Source organism: Devosia sp. MC1541, assembly GCF_012847305.1.
Lineage (GTDB): Bacteria > Pseudomonadota > Alphaproteobacteria > Rhizobiales > Devosiaceae > Devosia.
Genome location: NZ_JABBDZ010000005.1, coordinates 1 through 17,329 on the forward strand (window position 1 = coordinate 1; position 17,329 = coordinate 17,329).

Annotated in this window: 12 protein-coding genes and 1 tRNA gene; 5 read left to right on the top strand and 8 right to left on the bottom strand. The window is 57.4% G+C overall.

The window, feature by feature from the left end; genetic code table 11:
- Positions 1-204: 204 nt before the first annotated feature.
- From HKD40_RS07315 to HKD40_RS07325, 3 genes are all read right to left on the bottom strand, one after another.
- Positions 205-1,911, bottom strand: coding sequence for a diguanylate cyclase (locus tag HKD40_RS07315; protein WP_169195089.1), 1,707 nt, complete (start codon positions 1,909-1,911; stop codon positions 205-207).
- The gene (locus HKD40_RS07320; protein WP_210257053.1) at positions 1,898-2,350 is read right to left on the bottom strand and encodes an oxidoreductase; all 453 of its coding nucleotides are present in this window, start codon (positions 2,348-2,350) and stop codon (positions 1,898-1,900) included. The genes HKD40_RS07315 and HKD40_RS07320 overlap by 14 nt, the downstream gene beginning before the upstream one ends.
- A gap of 283 nt (positions 2,351-2,633) precedes the next feature.
- Positions 2,634-3,890: a Glu/Leu/Phe/Val dehydrogenase gene (locus tag HKD40_RS07325; RefSeq protein ID WP_169195090.1), complete on the bottom strand. Its 1,257-nt coding sequence runs from the start codon at positions 3,888-3,890 to the stop codon at positions 2,634-2,636.
- Positions 3,891-4,583: 693 nt separating this feature from the next.
- On the opposite strand from HKD40_RS07325, the gene HKD40_RS07330 reads away from it, so the two are divergent.
- Positions 4,584-5,630, top strand: a complete 1,047-nt coding sequence (locus tag HKD40_RS07330; RefSeq protein WP_169195091.1) for a carbohydrate kinase family protein — start codon at positions 4,584-4,586, stop codon at positions 5,628-5,630.
- On the opposite strand, the gene HKD40_RS07335 is transcribed toward HKD40_RS07330, so the two are convergent.
- The 4 genes from HKD40_RS07335 to HKD40_RS07350 all read right to left on the bottom strand — a co-directional run bounded on the left by HKD40_RS07335 (position 5,586) and on the right by HKD40_RS07350 (position 7,511).
- Positions 5,586-6,206, bottom strand: a complete 621-nt coding sequence (locus HKD40_RS07335) for a hypothetical protein (protein WP_169195092.1) — start codon at positions 6,204-6,206, stop codon at positions 5,586-5,588. The two genes, HKD40_RS07330 and HKD40_RS07335, sit on opposite strands and share 45 nt — an antisense overlap.
- Positions 6,207-6,341: 135 nt before the next feature.
- The gene (locus HKD40_RS07340) at positions 6,342-6,575 is read right to left on the bottom strand and encodes a hypothetical protein (protein WP_169195093.1); all 234 of its coding nucleotides are present in this window, start codon (positions 6,573-6,575) and stop codon (positions 6,342-6,344) included.
- A gap of 119 nt (positions 6,576-6,694) precedes the next feature.
- Positions 6,695-6,770 (bottom strand) — tRNA-Ile (locus HKD40_RS07345).
- Positions 6,771-6,890: 120 nt separating this feature from the next.
- Positions 6,891-7,511, bottom strand: a complete 621-nt coding sequence (locus HKD40_RS07350) for a LysE family translocator (protein WP_169195094.1) — start codon at positions 7,509-7,511, stop codon at positions 6,891-6,893.
- A 169-nt stretch (positions 7,512-7,680) separates the two neighbouring features.
- On the opposite strand from HKD40_RS07350, the gene HKD40_RS07355 reads away from it, so the two are divergent.
- Positions 7,681-9,264: an ABC-F family ATP-binding cassette domain-containing protein gene (locus HKD40_RS07355; protein WP_169195095.1), complete on the top strand. Its 1,584-nt coding sequence runs from the start codon at positions 7,681-7,683 to the stop codon at positions 9,262-9,264.
- Between the two features lie 133 nt (positions 9,265-9,397).
- Here HKD40_RS07355 and HKD40_RS07360 read toward each other — a convergent pair whose 3' ends face one another.
- Entirely contained in the window at positions 9,398-10,339 is a 942-nt protein-coding gene (locus tag HKD40_RS07360; RefSeq protein WP_169195096.1) for a nucleoside hydrolase, read from the bottom strand.
- A 259-nt stretch (positions 10,340-10,598) separates the two neighbouring features.
- Here HKD40_RS07360 and HKD40_RS07365 point away from each other — a divergent pair, with 259 nt between their 5' ends.
- The 3 genes from HKD40_RS07365 to glgB all read left to right on the top strand — a co-directional run bounded on the left by HKD40_RS07365 (position 10,599) and on the right by glgB (position 17,297).
- The gene (locus tag HKD40_RS07365; protein WP_169195097.1) at positions 10,599-12,437 is read left to right on the top strand and encodes a monovalent cation:proton antiporter-2 (CPA2) family protein; all 1,839 of its coding nucleotides are present in this window, start codon (positions 10,599-10,601) and stop codon (positions 12,435-12,437) included.
- A 102-nt stretch (positions 12,438-12,539) separates the two neighbouring features.
- Positions 12,540-15,011 carry a glycogen/starch/alpha-glucan phosphorylase gene (locus HKD40_RS07370; protein ID WP_169195098.1) on the top strand — a complete coding sequence of 824 codons (2,472 nt, stop codon included), beginning with the start codon at positions 12,540-12,542 and terminating at the stop codon, positions 15,009-15,011.
- Between the two features lie 90 nt (positions 15,012-15,101).
- On the top strand, positions 15,102-17,297 hold the full coding sequence (glgB, locus tag HKD40_RS07375; RefSeq protein WP_169195099.1) for a 1,4-alpha-glucan branching protein GlgB: 2,196 nt from the start codon (positions 15,102-15,104) through the stop codon (positions 17,295-17,297).
- The last annotated feature ends 32 nt before the right edge of the window (positions 17,298-17,329 follow it).

The window sequence follows — 17,329 nt, forward strand, 5'->3', positions numbered from 1 at the left end:
ACCTTGGCCAATCTGGCCTACAACTTCGACCGCCTCGTCTTCCACGAAAAGCGCGCAACCGCGCCATGAGTCTGCCCGGATGACCGGGAAACGCCGTCAATGGGCACCGCCGATCGCCAAACGCCGCGCCAAATCTGCTCAAACACGGAAATCAGACGACCACAATCGCAGCCGCAGGCTCAGCGAGCCAGTTCTTGCGGGTCTTCAGCTGATAGGTCTGCCCGAAATGGTGCAGACGATGGGTTGGAAGACCAGCGACATCTCATTGCGTTCAAGGGCGACCGCTAGGTCGGTCTCTAGTCGTGCGTGTCGGACCCGAGTTTCGTCCAACTGCGGAAGATAGAAGCTGATTTGACCGCGTCCGTCAGCTTTGGCTTGGTATAGCGCCACATCGGCGCGTCGGATCAATTCCTCGGACGAAATCGGAGATCGCTTAGACCAAGTCGCTATGCCAATGCTGACGCCAACACGTAAAGAGTTCGTCCCGATAAGGTAGGGGCGGGAGAGCTGGTCAATCAGCCATACACTAAAGCCCTGGTGGTCTTTGGCCTTGCCTAATGTGCTCATCACCGCGAACTCGTCGCCGCCAAACCGCGCGGGGAAGTACCCGTCTGGAAGGGCGGCGAGCATGCGGGCGGCGACAGCGCGCAATAGGTCATCACCAACTTGGTGACCGAGCGTGTCGTTGATGTCTTTGAATTTGTCGAGGTCGAGGAAGAAGAAGGCCATATGGCTGTCCTTCTCATCCTTCTGGCCCAACACATGCTCGAGGCGCTGGCGGAAGTGCGCGCGATTGGGCAGACCGGTCAATGAGTCATGCAGTGCCATATGGGTGATCCGCGCCTCGGCTGCGCGGACGCCAGAGATATCCTCAAAGGTTGCGAGCCATCCCCCATTTGCCATCGGCGTTTGGTTGACGGCATAGCTGTGTTTGTTGGGCAGATCGGTAATAACGAGCTGGGGGCGGCGCTTGATGACGGAGGGGGCAATAGCGTCATACAGATATTGAGAGGTGCGGTTGCCTTTCTTGCGCAGGGCGTTGATGGAAAGCCCTTCTAATTCGCTCTCGTCAATGCACGTTAAAGCGCTGAAACGGCTGTTGTAGACGGCGAGTTTTCGGTGCTTATCAAACATGCAGAGCGCGTGGCTCATATTGTTGAGTGCGGCGTCAAACCGTTCGTTCTGGACGGTCACGGACTGCATTGTGCGTGTGAGTTCGGCCGTCAGGTCGCGGAGTTTGACTTGTGTTCGATCAAGTAGCCGTAGCTTGAGTGTGAGGACGCCGACGAGGAGCGCGCCGCACCCGATGAGAATGGCTTTGAGGATTTCTGAGAAGCTTGCGATATCCTGCAATTCACGCTTGTCACCGGCATAGAGCTGAGCGGAATAGCTGGACGCTTGCGCCGCAAAACTCGCCATTTTGCTGTCTAGTCGATTGAGCGCGCGAAGGCTGGTGTGGACCAGCGCCATGTTTGGGGTGTCGCCAGAGTTTAGGGCGATATCGGCGATGTCGAGCGCTTTTTTGACCTCCGTCATGGTCTCGCCATAGCCCGGATTTGTGTGCATGAAGTGCACGACGAGGCGCTCTTCCCCGACATGATCGGTGCTGCGCTCGAACTGCTGCAAGCGGCCAATAATGATATCGAGACGGAGCCGCACATCGTCTATCGACAGCTGGCTTCCGGGCAGAGAGTACATCGCCAAGGTTTGCTCGAACCGCAGAAATTCGTTCACGGTCTGGGCGACTGCAAAGGCTACTTCATAGGGTGAGAACGTGTCGTGTGCATGCTGACGTTCAGCCTCAATTGAGCTGACGTAGTAGGTCGCTGCGGCAAACAGGACTACTGTGCCAACGAGAAGCCAATTGAGCAGTCTAATAATGCCGAGCTGGTTGGCCTCATTCGATGACAAGTTTTGCAACCTGCCAAGCTGACCGTGAATAATAGTGGTGCGTGCGTAGCTCTGGCTTGAAGTCGTACGCGTAGATTATGAACAGCGGGCCTTTGTCGCGAACGCTCATAAACTCACCATCCCGCTTGAGGGCTAGGATCGGCTTGTTGGCCTTGATGTCGTCGAACGGAATCTCGGTCATGTAATCATTGAGTGCGATGGCGGTGATCTTGGTGGCGCCCGCATTCAGCTCGCCGATTAGCTCTTCGAGGGGTATGCCCTCAAAAACGGAGGTGCCATCGAACCACGGCGTACTTGTGGTGATCGATGCAGTCATCATCGCTTCTAAGCTGGCCTGATCATAAGTGATCTCGTCCGCCTCAGACGTTGCGCCGCTGTGCCCTGATATCGTGAGAATTGGGCGGGTGTTTTCGGCAGCAAAGTTTGGGGTGATGAACAATAGTGTTGCTATTAAAGCTTGGCAGGAGGTTCGTAATACTGTTTTTGCATGGCATTAACCAGTTGCTGTTGCTTGTAGTATGTCTCTATCTTCCTAACTCGAGATTAAATATGGCGGGGTAATGCGTTGTCTGTGCTTGAGATTCTATTGGTGGATTAGTTTGTTTTAATTGTCGGAATTTGTATCAGCTAGAGCGGTTTAAGGCTCTGGCTTCCGCCTAAAACGAAAACGCCCGGACAGTCTGGGACCATCCGGGCGGTAAGGTTCAGCGATCTACGGCTTTTCAGCTCTGAAAGAACGGCTGAGTGCCATGCGCTTCAATGGCGGTCGAGATGCGGCTCAGTGCAGTCACATAGGCGGCCGTACGGACGCTGATGTTCTTGTCCTTTGCCACCTGCCAGATAGCAGCGCCTTCGCGTTCCATGATGACGCGCAGGCGTTCATGGATTTCGTCGAGTGGCCAGTAGAAGCCCTGACGGTTCTGAACCCACTCGAAGTAGGAAACAGTCACGCCGCCAGCGTTCGCCAGAATATCTGGGAGGACAATGACGCCCTTCTTGTTGAGGATCGCATCTGCCTGCGCGGTGACAGGGCCGTTTGCGAGTTCAACAACGAGCTTGGCCTTGACCTGATCGGCATTGTCGATGGTGATCATGTCTTCCATCGCCGATGGAACAAGCACGTCACAGTCAACACCGACGACGTCGTCGATTGCCGTTGCCTGGCCGTCGGCGACCAAGGAAGCGACCGACTTGCCGTTCTTCTTGGCTTCGAACAGCTTTTCGATGTCGAGGCCGTTGGCGTTGTAAACGGTGCCACCGGTGTCCGAGACAGCAACGATGATGTGGCCATCGGACGCCATAAGGCGAGCCATGTGCTGGCCGGCGTTACCAAAGCCCTGGATCGCTACGCGCAACTTGTCGGCGAGACCTAGGTCGTTGGCGAGGCGACGGACGAGATAGAAGCCGCCTCGTGCAGTCGCGTCGTCACGGCCCAGCGAACCGCCGAGAGCGATTGGCTTACCGGTGATAACGGCTGGAGTAACGGCGTCGACGATCTGGTTATATTCGTCAGCCATCCAACCCATGATCATGGAGTTGGTGTAAACGTCTGGAGCCGGAATGTCGCGATCTGGACCGATGACGCGGGAGAAAGCCTGCATGTAAGCGCGGGAGAGGCGCTCTAGCTCAGACTTGGAAAGGTCGCGTGGGTTCACCTGAACCGCACCCTTACCACCGCCGTAAGGCAGGTTCATAACCGCGCACTTGAAGGTCATCCAAAACGCCAAGGTTTCGGTTTCGTCTTCAGTGGAGTGCGGGTGGAAACGAATGCCGCCTTTGGTTGGGCCACGGGTGTCATCGTAGCGGCAACGCCAGGACAGGAAAGACTTACGCGAACCATCATCCATACGGATCATGAGGCGCATCTTATGCGTTTCACGCGGGAATTTCAGCTTTTCAAGCACGTCGGCGTCGACATCGATATGCGACGCAGCCTCATCGAGACGAACAAGGGCGCGGGACAGTAGTGTATCCGTCATGTTCTTAGCTTCCTCCTAGAACACTGCAGGTAAATGGAGTGTCACAACCCCGAAAGTCCAACTCGCAATGGACTTTGAAACGAAACCCTCGGCGGCGAAGGCGGCAGGCTGAGCACCGTGCGTCTCGCGCTTAGGGCGTCGCTGGGTTTGCGACGGATCAAGACATAGAAATTCAGCTATGGCTTGGTGATGAAGGATCATGATGGACAATTCGGTGGTCGCCGTGCCGGGGCTGTGTTCGACGTGCTTTGTGAGACCGTGTTGTGGAGGGAAATACTAACCTGACCCGCGCGCCGTGCTATTCAGCGCGGCCGCGGGCTGTAATCCTTCGACGGGGATACCCCGCAAAGGCTCCACAATGATCTCTGCCATATGAGCCAACATGGCGCGAACATGTCTAAAGTATGAGACGCTGTCAACGATCAACGTACCGGCGGGTACGGAGAATTCTTAATACTATCGAGGGGTTAGGATGGCTTCACGCCGAAGAATTGAAATGACAGAAGTACTTACCTATCTTTGTTCAAGTGCAGGGGGCGACGATGGGTCGCTAAGAATATTTTTGGATTGAGGTCTGAAGCGCGGCTCCTTGCCCGACTTTGGCCGATTTGACTCCAGACTCAGGGACAATCCTTCCCTCACGTGATTGCACAGCGCTTGCGTGTCGCGCCCGAGAATGGCAACGAAAGCGACATGACAAAGATTGGTTTTCTCGGCGCGATGAATCGCGATTTGGTGGCAAAACTTTCCGGCGCGGATTTGATAAAACAAATCGGCGTTGAGGCCGTGCCATTGGTCGAGACTGCGGTCAGCGATGAGGCGGCCAACAGTGGTGCTGAAGCGTTGGCGCGGCTTGGCGCAAAAACCTTTTTGGGCGGATCTGCATTTAATGTTGCCCGCGTCGTCGGTCTGCTGAACGAAACAAACCGAAAAATCGACGGGCAATTTATCGGGATCGCTGGCGCGATTGATGGCGGTTGGCCGCATGTCGAAACCTTGGCCGCACTCGGGATTGCTCCGCGCCAGATCGCAATGCTCGAGCTGCCCCCGGCCACATGTCTCGCCATGGTTGAGCCGGGCGGACGCACGTTGCTGACGGCATTGGGCGCCAATGCGAAGGTGCGCGAATATCTGACTGCGGAGCGCGCGCGCATCGTGTCTGCCGTCGCCGAGTGTGACGTGGTGCATATCACCTCGTTTCTCGATGCCGAGGTTCCTGCGTTGCTGGCGGGCATTGTGGCCGATGCCAAGGCGGTCAATCCGGAGCTGAAGCTCTCGCTTGATCCGGGCGCTGCTTGGGTGTTCCCGGGCGGGGATGGCTTTGCGCAGATCCTCAAACAGACCGACATTTTGCACCTCAATCATGAAGAGCTTGAGCATCTCATGAAATCAAGCGCCGGGGATATTCGCGGCGTCGGTGTGCGATTGGCGCAGTCTGGCTGGATGATTGTATCCCGGCACCACGAATGGGTAGGTGTCTACCAAGGGCAGGGGGGCGAGGTTTCAGCCCAGTACGAATTGCCGAAGACGAACGATGTTGTCAGCGTCGTTGATGCAAATGGGGCGGGTGACACTTTCTGCGGGGCGTTCTTGTGGGCTTGGCTCACGGGAAGTGCTGCCATCGATGCCGCACGGTTCGGCTTTGTGTGTGCGCGCGCTAAAGTCAGTGTGTCGGGGCCGCTAACACCGGACACTCTACCGCAAGAGGCCTTCGCGTTCGAACTCGGCCCAACCCGCTAGTTTTGCTGCTTTCGTGTCCTTCAGGGTCTCGGAAGGTTTGGCTTTCTCTTCACGCGCGAGGCGGCGTTTCCAAGCGGCCTGTCGACGGTTTTCGGCTGCGGTGAGCTTATCCTGTTCGCGCCATTCACTCATTTTATCGTCGTTGAGCATGTCTTCGACGACCTTAGGCTCAAACACGTGAAAGGTGATTTTGCGGGCACGGCCGTGGAGCTTGACGGTACGGGTTCCTGCGCTTGGGAGCCGGCCATCTTTGAGCCAGCGATGGCGTTCGCTGGTGGTGATCGTGAGAATGTCCTGAATTTCGCGTGGAATTATAGCGAGTTTCTCGATGCCCACGAGATTGCGCTCAATCGTTTCTGAGGCGCGAGCGAACTCTTGTTCGTGGCCTTCCGGCATTCCCAAAATGAGAGTGCCGGGTCGTACATCCAGAAATTTGCGGAGCGTTGTGGGCAGTTTGGCGCGCATCTCCAGCATGATGCCTTTGGTGCGTACGGCAGAACCCAGTGTCGCCGCTGTTGGCAGTGACCACTCCGCGATATGGACTGCTGGTTCAGGAGATTTTCGTTTGCTGGCCATGTGGCATAGATAGGCTTTTGCGCACCTAAAACAACAGTGCCGCAGTGCGCAGATTTGTGAAGGTAGGCCTATCGCGAGCGCCAGAGCTCACGAAAGCGTTTTAATGGCTTTTGATTATCAGCTTGCCAGTCGGGATTACCCCAAGAGGCCTTCGGGGAGGGTGCCCGCGCTGAACAGTACTTTAGGCTCGTCGTATGTGTCCGCTTCCACGTCGACATCGGCGGAGTAGGCCCAGACCCCAGCGCGCGTTGGAGCGATCCGTTCGGCGGCGGCAATGGCCGCCTCGGCAGTCTTCTTTGCCTGGGGCACATCAGGTTCCAGCTTGCGGCCTTTAGCGCGGAAGCCCTGAACGTAATAGAGTGTTGGCATATTGGTCCTCGTGGTTGGCTAAGGCCTTACCACGTGTCGGCAGAGATTCCGCGCAGCATTTTCTCGGCGTCAAAAACCGCGAAGCTGGGCAAGAATAGAGCGCGTGAGGTGAGGAGATTTGGTGGGCCCACCAGGACTCGAACCTGGAACCAGACCGTTATGAGCGGTCGGCTCTAACCATTGAGCTATAGGCCCCCATGTGCGTCGCACGGGGATTTTCCTAGTTTGTGTCGGCCTGCGCGGTCAAGGGTGATTGTAGACTTGGCGCGAACTTGTGGGAATAAGTTGGGCAGCAAAGCACGGCCGCCAAAGAGTTTAGTGCTGTAGGACCACAAGTGTTGCTGCGCCCGCCAGCATGGCACCAGCGGTTTTATTGAGACGGCGCAAGGCTTTTTCGCTGCGGAACATGTCGCGTGCAGCTGATGCCAAGGCAGCATAGGCACTGCACACGAGGAGCAGGCAGACGATAACCAGAACGGTCAACTCTACGATGGCGAGGGCGTTGATCTGGCCGAGAGGGACCACTGTGGGCAGAATTGCGAGGTAGAAAATAATGGTTTTGGGATTACCCATGGTGAGCGAGAAGCCGGCCAAAAAGGTCTTCATGGCGTCTTCTTTTTTCGGACGCATCTGTTCGGAGCCAGGCTTGGCTGTCCAGAATTGATAAGCGATATAAAGCAGATAGGCCGCGCCAACCCAGCGGATGATGACAAAGATGGGCGCGAAATAGGTGGCGAGCGCGGCGAGGCCAAAGATGGCGAAGAAGAAATAGACGAGGTCACCGGCGAGGATGCCTAGGGTCATCGGGATGGCATTTTTGAATCCGCCACCGAGCGCTCTGGCGACCACTGCTGCGATGCCCGGCCCCGGAACAATCAGGGCAATCAAATAGGCAATGGTGAAAGCAAAAAGCGTAAACAGATCCATGGCGGTCATCCAATTATCCAAACATCTCTAGCGCTAGACTTTGGCCTTGCCTAGGGGGAGTTGACGTTTGGCTTGAAGGGGTTATGGTCAGAACGTCGCAACTGGACCGGTAGGTGCCCAATGGAATTTGTCCCGCAAACACGAGTTTTCCCGTTTGCTTTTGAGGACTGTTCCAACCATGCCTTCCGCTATTACCATCTCTCAGCTGAGCTATTCTGCGCCTGACGGCCGCCAGCTTTTCAATAAAATCGACCTCAGTTTCAACGCCGGCAGGACTGGCATCGTTGGGCGTAATGGTGGCGGGAAGTCCACACTTTTGGGCCTCACGATGGGCACGCTTGTGGCATCCAGTGGCACTGTTGCCGTGCACGGCCGGGTTGCCATGTTGCGGCAGGATGTCGGCGCGTCCGATGGTGAAACCATCATGGATTTGTTTGATGTCCGCGCACCGTGGCTGGCGATGCAGAGAGCCATTGCGGGCGATGCTGCGCTTGAGGACTTCGACACGATAGACTGGACGCTTGAAGCCAGGATTGAGGAAGCGTTGAGCAGCTTTGGTCTCGTGGCTACGGCTGAAACTGTGCTGGCCGAGTTGTCGGGAGGGCAACGCGTCAGGGCGGCTTTGGCTGCACTCGAGTTTGCGCAGCCCGACATCATTCTCCTCGATGAGCCGACTAACAATCTGGACCGCGAGGGACGGGCGGCTGTGTTGCATCTGCTTAAGCGCTGGCGCGGCACGGCCATTGTGGTGAGCCACGACCGCGAATTGCTCGAGGAGATGGACACGATCGTTGAGCTGACGGGACTGGGCGCCCGCAGTTACGGCGGCAATTACAGTTTTTATCGGGAGCGGAAGGCGCTGGAGCTGGCGGCGGCGCAGCATGATCTGGATGTGGCGCAGCAGCAGAAAAACGATGCCGCGCGGTCGGCACAGCAGGCTAAGGAGCGGCAAGATCGGCGCAATGCCAGTGGGCGCAAGAGTGCTGCACGGGGCGGCGCACCCAAGATCCTTCTTGGCGGGCTCAAGCGGCAGGCGGAAGGTACGTCCGGTTCTATCGATAAGCTTGGTCAGCGGCTGGCTGCGGCGGCCGATGACGCCATTAGGGCTGCTCGCGAGCAGATCGAAGTATTGACGCCGTTTGCGGTCAAACTGGCGCCGACCGGTCTGCATGCGGGCAAGGTTGTGTTGCGCGCAAGTGGATCGACGGGGGGCTATGTTCCCGATGCGCCGGTGATCCGTGGCATTGATTTTGAGATCATGGGGCCGGAACGGGTGGCGCTCGTTGGTCGCAACGGGGCGGGGAAGTCGACGGCACTGAAATTGTTGACCGGGACGCTGCCTTCAACAGCTGGGCGGGTGGAGGCTTTTGGGGCTGTGGCTATGCTCGACCAACATGTTGGTCTGCTCAATCGGGACGAGACGGTGCTGGAGAATTTTCAAAGGCTCAACCCGGACAGTACGATCAATGATGGTCGAGCAGTGTTGGCCGCGTTCAAGTTCCGCAATGATGCTGCGCTGCAAACCGTGGGGACGCTCAGTGGCGGTGAGCTTTTGCGGGCGGGACTGGCCTGTGTGCTCGGAGGGGTAGCAACGCCGATGCTACTGGTGCTGGATGAGCCGACGAACCATCTCGATATTGAAGCGATAGAGGTGGTGGAGGCGGGGCTGCGCGCGTTTGACGGGGCACTGTTGGTGGTGAGCCATGACACGGCGTTTTTGGAGAATATTGGGGTGACCCGGTGGGTGGAGATTGGTGGGTAGAGGGTGGGAGGTTTTTACCCGCACGCTCGGTCCCCCCATTCAAGCGGAATGGAGGCGACGGGGGTTTGCTCGGCATAAAAAAAGACCCCGATAGAGTGAACTATCGGGGTCTTCATCATGAATGCGAGGCCGATTAGGGCAGGCGGGATAGGCGTTCGGTGAGGAGCGCGTAGAAGCCTTCGGCATTGCCCGAGCGCAGGTAGAGCGCGTTGCGGGGCTTGTCGGTGACGTGCCAATAGTCGGCGACGGTCATGCCGACGGTTAGCTCGGATGCTGTTTCGATCGAGACGTTGCAGACGCGACCTTCGAACAGCTCTGGCTTCAAGAGGTAGGCGATGACGGTTGGGTCGTGTAGCGGAGCGCCTTCCCAGCCGTATTTCTTGAGATCGAACTGTTCTGAGAACGTCAGCATGGCGTGAACGGCTGCACCCGACTTATTGCCCAGCGCCTTAATGGCGTTGAGGCGGGCAGGGGTGGCCTGGATCATGTGCGTGACGTCGAGCGGCTGGATGGTGATCTTGGCACCGCACTTCATCACCAGATCTGCGGCTTCCGGGTCAACATAGATGTTGAACTCGGCGGCAGGGGTGATGTTGCCCACTTCAAAGTAAGCGCCGCCCATCAGGACGATTTCCTGAATGCGCTCAGCGATGGCTGGCTCTTTGACCAGCGCCATGCCGATGTTGGTCAGTGGGCCAAGCGTTGCCAAGGTGATGGTCTTTGGCGGGTTGTTCATGATGGTGTCGATGATGAAATCGACGCCGTGCTGCTCCTGCAGCGGAATGGTCGGATCGGGCAGAACCGGGCCGTTCATGCCGGTGTCGCCGTGAACATGTTCGGCAGTGACGAGGGTGCGGCGCATCGGGCGCGAGCAACCAGCGTAGACTGGGACGTCGGTGCGGCCGGAGAGTTCCACGACTTTGCGCGCGTTGATGGCGTTCTGCTTGAGACCGATGTTACCGGCAACAGCGACAATACCCAGAACGTCGAGTTCCTCTGGGGATGCCAGCGCCAACAGAATGGCAACGGCATCGTCTTGGCCGGGATCGGTGTCGATAATAATCTTACGGGACATAGATGGCTTCTCTGAACAAACCGCAGTTTGAGGTCACTTTATCGGATCGCATTGGCGGGGTCGACACACCTCAGAGGGGCGAAGACGGCTTTGACTAAGGTGTTTGCTTAGCGAGAAAAAGCTGTCGAGAGCGCGTGTAATTTCCTCCCGATTTCTGTGGTCCAATGGCGTTCGCGACTGTATTTGGCCGCTTTTTGAGCGGTGACGGCTGCACTAGAGAGGCAGAGTTTGCGACCTCTTTTTAGATTGAGGAACGAGAATGGCAGGTGAACTGGCCGGTCACGCAGGCGATGCGGCGAATCATGGGATTGATCTGATCCCAATCGTTGCTCTGTTGGCAGCTGCCGCGATTGCTGTGCCGATCTTCAAGCGATTAGGGCTTGGATCGGTATTGGGGTATCTGGCGGCAGGTCTATTGCTCGGGCCATCGGGCATTGCTCTGATTGCTGATCCAAGTTCGGTCTTGGCCGCCTCGGAACTCGGGGTGGTGCTCTTCCTGTTCATTATTGGCCTTGAGATGGAGCCGTCCAAGCTCTGGGCATTGCGCAAGCAGATTTTTGGGCTCGGCGTGATCCAAGTCGGGTTGTGCGGCGCGCTGCTTACGGGCGTTGGTATTTTGCTCGGCTTTGCGCCCGTCGTGGCCTTTGTGTTCGGCATGGGCTTCGTTCTGACCTCGACTGCGATTGTCATGCAGATTTTGGGGGAGCGAGGCGAACTCAACAGTCCGAGCGGCCAGAAGATGGTTTCCGTTCTGCTGCTCGAGGATCTGGCGATTGTGCCGCTTCTTGGCGTTGTCGCTTTGTTGGCACCACACGAAGAGATCTCGCTGACGACGCGACTGATTTCGGTTGGCGTGGCGGTTGGCGCGATTGTGCTGCTGATTTTCCTTGGTCGTCGCATCATGAACCCGTTCTTCGGCATCCTCTCGCGCGCTAAAGTGCGTGAAGTCATGACGGCTGGGGCGCTGCTTGTGGTGCTCGGCGCGGGGCTTTTGTTCCAACTGAGCGGCTTGTCCATGGCCATGGGCGCGTTCATGGCGGGCGTGTTGCTTTCAACCTCAACCTTTAGGCATCAGCTTGAAGCAGACGTGGAGCCTTTCCGTGGTCTGCTGCTTGGCCTCTTTTTCCTTGCGGTTGGGATGTCGCTCGATCTTGGGATCGTGGGTGAGAACTGGCAGATCATCGCGCTGAGCGTCGTGGCCTATATGCTGGTCAAAGCCGTGGCGATCTATGTCATCGCGCGTGTTTTGAAGTCGGATCATGCCGAAGCGCTAGAGCGCGCGGTGCTGGTGGGGCAGGGCGGTGAATTCGCCTTCGTGCTCTATACGACAGCGGTAACGGCAGGGATTATTGACGGTCCGACGAATGCCATTTTCACCGCGACCGTAATCGTCTCGATGGTGCTCACGCCATTTGCCATCATTGCTATGCAGAAGCTGATGCCCAAGCGCGTGCAGTCGCTCGATGGTGTCGAGTTGGCGGATGGCCTTAACGGCAGCGTTCTGATGATCGGTTTTGGTCGATTTGGACAGATCGCCAGTCAATCGCTGCTGGGCAAGGGGCACAAAGTGTCCATCATCGATAATGATGTCGAGATGATCCAGGCGGCGCAGCCGTTTGGCTTTAAGATCTATTACGGTGACGGAACGCGTCTTGATGTGCTGCATGCGGCAGGGGCGGGTAATGCCGATCTTGTGCTGGTGTGCGTCAACAAGAAGGACGATGCGACCAAGATTGCGCAGCTTTTGCGTCATGAATTCCCGCTGGTGAAGGTCATGGTGCGCTCCTACGACCGTGGCCATGCGATCGAGTTGCGCGAGATTGGCGTCGACTTCGAGCTGCGTGAGACGTTTGAATCGGCATTGCAATTCGGCGCTCATGCGATCCGCGTGATGGGTGCGGACGAGATCGAAATCGAAGAGATGATCGAGGGCGTGCGGGTCCGCGACCGTGCTCGATTTGAGGCTCAGGTGTTGGGCGGCGTGACGGCGGGAACGGGCTTGCTGTTGTCGAATGCCGAAGATCAGGCACGAGAAAGCGGAATAGCACCAACAGTTAAGCTGGTCGCTGCAGAGGAGAAAGAAGAGAGGGCCAACTAGCCCTCTCTAGGCAGGCGTTATTAGGGCTTTTCGTGTTGAAAAATAAGTGCAACAGTCAGTGCAGTTCTGAGGGGAACATCGCAATGAATATTGGACTGCGTCATGCCGCAAAAGCCTATTGTTTACGATGCCCCTACGCCGGAGCCACGTGCCACTACTGTTGAAGCGATACAGGCGGAAATCCTTGAGAGGCTGATTTACTCAGTCGGTAAGGACCCGATTGTTGCTCGTCCACATGACTGGTTGCGCGCTACTATCTTGGCGGTGCGCGACCGCGTTATGGATCGTTGGATGGAGAGCTCACGCGAGACGTGGCGGACCTCCAATAAGCGCGTCTATTATCTCAGCCTAGAGTTCCTCATTGGTCGCCTGATGCGCGACGCGATGAGCAATGTGGGGCTGATGGAGCCTGTGCAAGAGGCGCTTAAGAACCTCAATGTTGACCTCGGCGAGTTGATCAATCTCGAACCTGACGCCGCGCTGGGCAATGGTGGTCTCGGTCGTCTTGCGGCGTGTTTTCTGGAGTCCATGTCGTCGGTCGATATTCCGGCGTATGGCTATGGCATTCGCTATGTCCACGGCCTGTTCCGTCAGGAGATGAGTGAAGGCTGGCAGGTGGAACTGCCGGAAGACTGGCTGACGCACGGCAATCCATGGGAATTCGAGCGCCGGGAAAGCGCCTATGAGGTTGGCTTTGGCGGCAAGGTCGAACCGGTTATGGACCCCGATGGGGAAGTGCGCCAGGAATGGCACCCCAATGAACATTTGCTGGCTGTCGCCTATGATACGCCCATCGTTGGGTGGCGCGGGCAGCGCGTGAATACGCTGCGCCTTTGGAGCGCGCAGCCCATAGACCCGATCCTTCTCGATCGGTTCAATTCGGGCGATCATATTGGTGCGCTGGAAGAGAGTGGGAAGGCGAGTGCGATTACTCGCGTGCTTTATCCTGCGGACTCGACGGCAGCGGGGCAGGAGCTGCGCCTGCGCCAAGAGTTCTTCTTCTCGTCGGCGTCTTTGCAGGACATTGTGCGCCGCCATCGCCAGCAATTTGGGGATTTGGGCTCGCTACCGGATAAGGTTGCGATCCAGCTCAATGATACCCATCCGGCGATCTCCGTTGCCGAATTGATGCGCATTCTGGTCGATGAGAATGGGCTTAAATGGGCTGAAGCTTGGCGCCTGACCAAGGGCACATTTGGCTACACCAATCATACGCTGCTCCCCGAAGCGCTAGAGAGCTGGCCGGTGGCGCTGCTGGAGCGGCTGCTGCCGCGCCACATGCAGATCATCTATCAGATCAACGCCGACGTATTGTCGGAAGCGCGGACACGGGCCAAGTTTACCGATCAGCAGATTGCTGCTGTGTCGCTGATTGACGAGCATGGTGGCCGTCGCGTGCGCATGGGGCAACTGGCGTTCGTGGGTTCGCACTCGATCAATGGCGTGTCGGCGCTGCATACCGATCTGATGAAGCAGACCGTGTTTGCGGACCTGCATAAGCTTTATCCCGAGCGCATCAATAACAAGACCAATGGGATCACCCCGCGCCGCTGGTTGATGCAGTGTAATCCGGCGCTGACCAAGCTGTTGTCGGATCGGATCGGGCCTGAGTTTTTGGATCGTATCGATGCGCTTAAGGCGCTCATCCCGCATTCTGAGGACCCTGGGTTCCAAACCCAGTTTGCGGCGGTCAAACGCGCCAATAAGGAGCGGCTGGCCAAGGTCATCAAGGACCGGATGAATATTGTGGTGTCGCCGGACGCGATGTTCGACGTGCAGATCAAGCGTATTCACGAATATAAGCGCCAGCTGTTGAACATCATTCATGCGGTGGCGCTGTATGATGAAATCCGGGCGCATCCGGAGCGGGAATATGTGCCGCGCGTCAAGATTTTCGCCGGTAAGGCGGCGCCGAGCTATTGGAACGCCAAGCTGATCATCAAGCTGATCAATGACGTGGCGCGGGTGATCAACCATGATCCGGCGGTGCGCGGGCTGCTCAAGGTCGTGTTTATGCCGAACTACAACGTCAGCTTGGCTGAAGTGATCGTCCCGGCAGCGGATTTGTCCGAGCAGATCTCGACGGCGGGGATGGAGGCATCGGGCACCGGCAATATGAAGTTCATGGCCAATGGTGCGCTCACCATCGGGACCATGGACGGCGCCAATGTCGAGATGCACAAGGAAGTTGGCGACGACAATATCGTCATCTTCGGCATGACGGCGGATGAGGTGGCTGAGAAGCGCTCGCGGGCGGAAGTGCCTCGGTCGGCGATTGTCAAATCTCACGCGCTCAAGGAAGCGCTGGAGTCGATCTCATCCGGCGTGTTCTCGCCTGATGATCCGCATCGCTATCGTGACCTGATCGGCGGGCTTTACGACCATGACTGGTTCATGGTGGCGCGCGACTTCGATGCCTATGTGGCGGCGCAGGCGGAAGTCGATGCGATCTGGAAGGATCGTGCGCGTTGGAATGCTATCGCCATTCGCAATACGGCCAGTGTTGGTTTCTTCTCCTCGGACCGAACCATTCGGCAGTACGCGTCGGAGATTTGGGGAGTGCCAACGAAATAAATGCTGGCTTGGCGTCAGTAAGAATGAACACATAGCACTATTCAGCGTTAGGCTCGGGTCGGATTGGACGGTCGTGATGAGGGGAAGCGCGTGAGCTTGGGTAAGGAAGTCTGGCAAGCCGAGACACATGAAGTCGAAGCCATTGTTGCCGGTCGGCACAGTGACGCTTTCGGCTTTCTCGGCCTGCATCAGATCGAAGGTGCGTGGGTATTGCGTGCCTTTGTGCCCAATGCGGAAACGCTGACCGCCTATACGCTGGATGGGGCTGAGCTTGGTCATTTGATCCCACGTCATGGTGCGGGGTTCTTTGAGGGCAAGGTTGCGATCGATACCCCGCAACCAGTGCGTTATCGGGCCAAGAACGCGGGCGGAGAGTGGGACGTCTACGACCCCTATACGTTCGGGCCAGTGCTTGGGCCAATGGACGATTACTATATCGGAGAAGGCACGCATTTGCGGCTCTTCGATAAGCTCGGCGCGCATGAGATGGCGTTTGAGGGCATTCATGGAACGCATTTTGCGGTCTGGGCGCCCAATGCATTGCGCGTTTCGGTCGTTGGTCCGTTCAATGAATGGGATGGGCGGCGCAACCCCATGCGCAACCGTGGGGGCATTTGGGAAGTGTTCATCCCGGTGCTCGGTACGGGGACGATCTATAAGTATGAGATCGTTGGGCCAGAGGGCCAAATCTTGCCCCTCAAGGCAGATCCGTTTGCGCGGCAGGCCGAGATGCGCCCCAAAAGTGCATCGGTTGTGCCCGACCCGACGCCGTTCGTTTGGACGGACGCGCAGTTTATGGAAGAGCGCAAGGCCAAGGATTGGCGGCGCGCACCGATGTCGATTTACGAGGTGCACCTAGGCTCGTGGCGACGGCGGCCGGATGGCGGCTTTTTGAGCTATGACCAATTGGCCGAACAGCTTGTGCCTTATGTGGCGGACATGGGTTACACCCATATCGAAGTGCTGCCGATCTCCGAGCATCCCTATGATCCAAGCTGGGGTTATCAGCCGACGGGGCTCTATGCGCCAACGGCGCGTTTTGGCGATCCGGCAGGGTTTGCGCGCTTTGTGAATGCGGCGCATGAGGCGGGACTTGGGGTGATCCTCGATTGGGTGCCAGCCCATTTTCCGACCGATGAATTCGGCCTCGCCAATTTCGATGGCACGGCGCTGTACGAACATGCCGATCCGCGCCAAGGGTTTCACCCTGATTGGAACACCGCGATCTATAATCTGGGGCGCAAAGAGGTTTCGGCTTTCCTCACCAATAATGCGCTTTATTGGTTTGATCAGTTCCATATCGACGGTCTGCGGGTCGATGCGGTGGCTTCGATGCTTTACCTCGATTACTCGCGGGAGCCGGGGGAATGGGTGCCCAATGAGCATGGGGGCAATCAGAACCTTGAGACGGTCGCGTTTCTGCAGCGGGTGAATGCCGAGGTCTATCGGCAGTTTCCCGGTGGGTTCATGATCGCCGAGGAAAGCACCAGCTGGCCGGGCGTGACGGCGCCGACCTATGCCAATGGGCTGGGCTTCGGCTTCAAATGGAACATGGGCTTCATGAACGACACGCTGCGCTATATGAGCCGCAGCCCGGTGCATCGTAAGTTCCACCACGCCGATATGACCTTTGGCATGGTCTATGCCTTTAGCGAGAATTTCGTTTTGCCGCTGAGCCATGATGAGGTGGTGCATGGCAAAGGGACATTGCTCGAGAAGATGCCGGGTGATGACTGGCAACAATTTGCCAATCTGCGTGCTTATCTGGCGTTCATGTGGGGTCATCCGGGCAAGAAGCTTTTGTTCATGGGCCAAGAATTTGCCCAGCGCGCCGAGTGGAATGAAAGCAAGGCGCTAGACTGGTATCTGCTCGATCAGCCCAACCATGAGGGGATGCGCCGGCTGATTGCCGATTTGAATGCGGCCTATCGGAGCCTGCCCGCATTGCATGAGCGCGACTGCGAGCCCGAGGGGTTCAATTGGGTGATCGGCAATGATCAGCAGAATTCGGTTCTGGCCTGGGTGCGTAAGGCGCCGGGTGCGGACCCGGTTTTGGTGATCACCAATCTCACTCCCGTACCGCGCACCGGATACAAGGTGCCGCTGCCAGCTGCAGGCAGATGGGTCGAACGGATCAACACCGATGCTGGCTGGTACGCTGGCAGCAATACGGGAAATCATGGCGGCGTTGAAGCGCGGGCCGTGAAGGGGCAACACTGGCCTGCGGAGGCCGAACTTTATCTGCCCCCGCTGGCGACGCTTTTCTTAAAATTCGAGCCCGAATGAAGGGCTGTGTTTGAGTAGCGCCCGGTGGCGTT